The organism is Actinospica durhamensis (assembly GCF_018139695.1).
Classification (GTDB): Bacteria; Actinomycetota; Actinomycetes; order Streptomycetales; family Catenulisporaceae; genus Actinospica; species Actinospica durhamensis.
Genome location: NZ_JAGSOG010000487.1, coordinates 1 through 2,868, shown reverse-complemented (window position 1 = coordinate 2,868; position 2,868 = coordinate 1). Strand labels below are relative to the sequence as shown.

The 2,868-nt window shown below is 69.2% G+C and carries 3 protein-coding genes; all 3 read left to right on the top strand.

The annotated features are described in order from the left end of the window. Window positions 1–55 precede the first annotated feature (55 nt). The 3 genes from KDL01_RS40235 to KDL01_RS40225 are packed head-to-tail and all read left to right on the top strand — an operon-like array spanning window position 56 to window position 2,852. Window positions 56–502, top strand: coding sequence for a TIGR03668 family PPOX class F420-dependent oxidoreductase (locus KDL01_RS40235; RefSeq protein ID WP_212533985.1), 447 nt, complete (start codon window positions 56–58; stop codon window positions 500–502). Window positions 503–534: 32 nt separating this feature from the next. Next, window positions 535–984, top strand: a complete 450-nt coding sequence (locus KDL01_RS40230) for a MarR family winged helix-turn-helix transcriptional regulator (RefSeq protein ID WP_212533984.1) — start codon at window positions 535–537, stop codon at window positions 982–984. Beyond that, window positions 981–2,852 (top strand): ABC transporter ATP-binding protein, encoded by a 1,872-nt coding sequence (locus KDL01_RS40225; RefSeq protein ID WP_212533983.1) that lies wholly within the window; start codon window positions 981–983, stop codon window positions 2,850–2,852. Before KDL01_RS40230 ends, KDL01_RS40225 begins: the two co-directional genes overlap by 4 nt. The last annotated feature ends 16 nt before the right edge of the window (window positions 2,853–2,868 follow it).

Here is a 2,868-nt window from a genome sequence, read left to right as displayed (position 1 = left end):
ACCCCCACCGGCGGCGACGACGGGCACTGAGCGCGAGGCCTGACACGCTGTCCCCATGAACCTGCCCGAACCCGCCGCCCGCGCCCTGTTCACCGCCGCGCCGTCAGCCGTCCTGGCCACCGTCGGCCCCGACGCCGTCCCCCACCTCGTCCCGATCACCTTCGCCGCGGCCCCGGACGCGGACCGCCTCTACTTCGCCGTGGATGCGAAGCCCAAGCGCTCCATGCGGCTCAAACGGCTCGAGAACATCCGCCTGCACAGCGCCGTGTGCCTGCTCGCAGACCACTACGACTCCGACTGGCAGCAGCTGTGGTGGGTGCGCGCCGACGGCGTCGCCCGCATCCTGGCCGAGGACGTCGACGCCCTCGCCACGCCGCTGAGCCTGCTGACGGCGAGGTATCCGCAGTACGCGCAGCAACCCCCGCAGGGCCCCGTCGTCGAGATCGAGGTCACCCGCTGGACCGGCTGGGCCTTCAGTCCCGACGCCCTCGCCACGCTTTGACTTATGTCACATAGCTATCTAGCATAGCAACCATGGATGAGGTCGAAGTTCGGACACTGCAATCCCACCTGGGGAAACTGCACAAACGGCTCGCGCGCGGCCTCCCGCCGCTCGACGGCGTCTCGCGCTCAGCCACCCGCGTCCTGTCCGCCGCCGTCGCGAGCGCCGGCACCGAAGAGGGCGCCCAGCCCGGGCGGATCGCCGAAGCGATCGGGATGACCACGTCCAATGTGGCCGCCGCGCTGCGCGAACTCGAGCAGGAGGGCTACGTCGCGAGACGCCGCGCCCCCGACGACGGCCGCCGGATCGCCGTCGTCCTCACCGAGCGAGGCAAGCACGCACTCGCCGCCCACCGGGCCTTGCGCGCGCACGGCCTGCGCGAGGCGATCGAGGCCGTGCTGACGACGGACGAACAGGCACAGCTGACCGCGGTGATCCCGCTCATCGGCCGCGTCTCCGCCGCACTCGAGGGAGCCGAATGAGCAGCATGGGGATGGGCGGCGGCGGCCGAGGGGGACGGGTCGCGGGCAGGGACATCGCCGCGCAGAAGGCCGCGAACGCGCAGGCGCCGAAGATCCCGCACCTGCTGCGCCGGGTCGCAGTACTCTTCGCGCCGCACAGATCAGCACTCGCCGTCACCATCACCCTCGTGCTGATCTCATCGGCCCTGTCGGTGGTGCCGCCACTGCTCACGCAGAGACTCTTCGACGACGGCCTGTTTCCCAAGGCGGGCCACCCGGACTACCGGGTCACCGTCGTGCTGGTCGTCACCATGGTCTCCATCTACCTGGTCAGCAGCGGCCTCGGGGTGTGGCAGACCTACCTGATGGCGACCGTGGGCAACAAGGTCATGGGCGCGCTGCGGGTGAAGCTGTTCCGCCACCTGCAGTCGATGGAGCTGAGCTTCTTCACCCGCACCAAGACCGGCGTCATCCAGTCCCGGCTGCAGAACGACGTGGGCGGCGTCTCCAACGTACTGACCAACACGATCTCCAGCGTGCTCGGCAACGTCGTCACCGTGATCGCCGCGTTCGTGGCCATGATCCTGCTCAACTGGCAGCTCATGGTCATCGCCGTCGTCCTCATGCCGGTGCTCGTGATCGTGCAGCGCCGCGTCGGCCAGGTCAGGGCCCGCATCGTGACGGCCACCCAGGAATCCCTGTCCGACATGACCGCCATCACCCAGGAGACGCTGAGTGTGTCGGGCATCCTGCTGTCCAAGAGCTTCAACCGGCAGCGTGCGGAGACGGCGCGGTACGAGGCCGAGAACCGCACGCAGATCGCGCTGCAGGTGAAGCAGGCCATGAGCGGCCAGTGGTTCGTCGCGACGGTACAGATCTTCCTGTCCTCGATCCCCGCGATCATCTACCTCGTCTCGGCCTGGCTGCTCAACCGCGGTGCCGGCGACATCACGGCGGGCACGGTCGTGGCCTTCACCACCGTCCAGTCACGGCTGCTTTCCCCGCTCATCGGCCTGATGCAGACGGCCCTGAACCTGCAGACCTCCGGCGCCCTGTTCGCGCGCATCTTCGAGTACCTCGACATGCAGCCGGCCATCGTGGACCGACCGGACGCCGTCGACGTCCCCGCGGACGCCGCGATCGGCGAGATCGCCTTCCGCGACGTCACCTTCCGCTACCCCGACTCACGCCCGGCCGAGCGCGCGACCCTCGACGGCATCGACTTCGCCATACGCCCCGGCCAGTTCGCGGCATTCGTCGGACCGAGCGGCGCCGGCAAGACGACGGTGTCCTACCTCGTGCCGCGCTTCTACGAGGCCAGTGCCGGCGCCGTCCTGTTCGCCGGCATAGACGTGCGCGACCTGCGGCACGAATCCCTGGTCGACCACATCGGCATCGTCAGCCAGGAGACCTACCTCTTCCACGCCACCATCGCAGAGAACCTGCGCTACGCCGCCCCCGACGCCACGCAGGCGCAACTCGAGGAAGCCGCGCGCGCGGCGAACATCCACGACACGATCGCCGGCTTCCCCGACGGCTACGACACCGTCGTCGGCGAACGCGGCTACCGCCTCTCCGGCGGCGAGAAACAGCGCATAGCGATAGCCCGCGTGCTGCTCAAGGACCCCGAAGTACTCGTCCTCGACGAGGCGACCAGCGCACTCGACACCATCTCCGAACGCGTCGTCCAGCAAGCACTCGACTCCGCCGCCCACGGCCGCACCACGATCGCCATCGCCCACCGCCTCTCCACCATCGTCGCCGCCGACGTCATCTTCGTCGTCGACCACGGCCGCATCGTCGAACGAGGCACCCACGCCGAACTCACCGCCGCCGAAGGCATCTACGCTCGGCTCTACGAGGAACAGGCGAAGGTCGCCGTCGGGTAAGGGCGGGAGCCGGGGG

What these genes read in the sequence shown, in the direction of transcription:
- KDL01_RS40230 (WP_212533984.1), top strand. Translation starts at nt 535, where the DNA reads ATGGATGAGGTCGAAGTTCGGACACTGCAATCCCACCTGGGGAAACTG.
- KDL01_RS40235 (WP_212533985.1), top strand. Translation starts at nt 56, where the DNA reads ATGAACCTGCCCGAACCCGCCGCCCGCGCCCTGTTCACCGCCGCGCCG.
- KDL01_RS40225 (WP_212533983.1), top strand. Translation starts at nt 981, where the DNA reads ATGAGCAGCATGGGGATGGGCGGCGGCGGCCGAGGGGGACGGGTCGCG.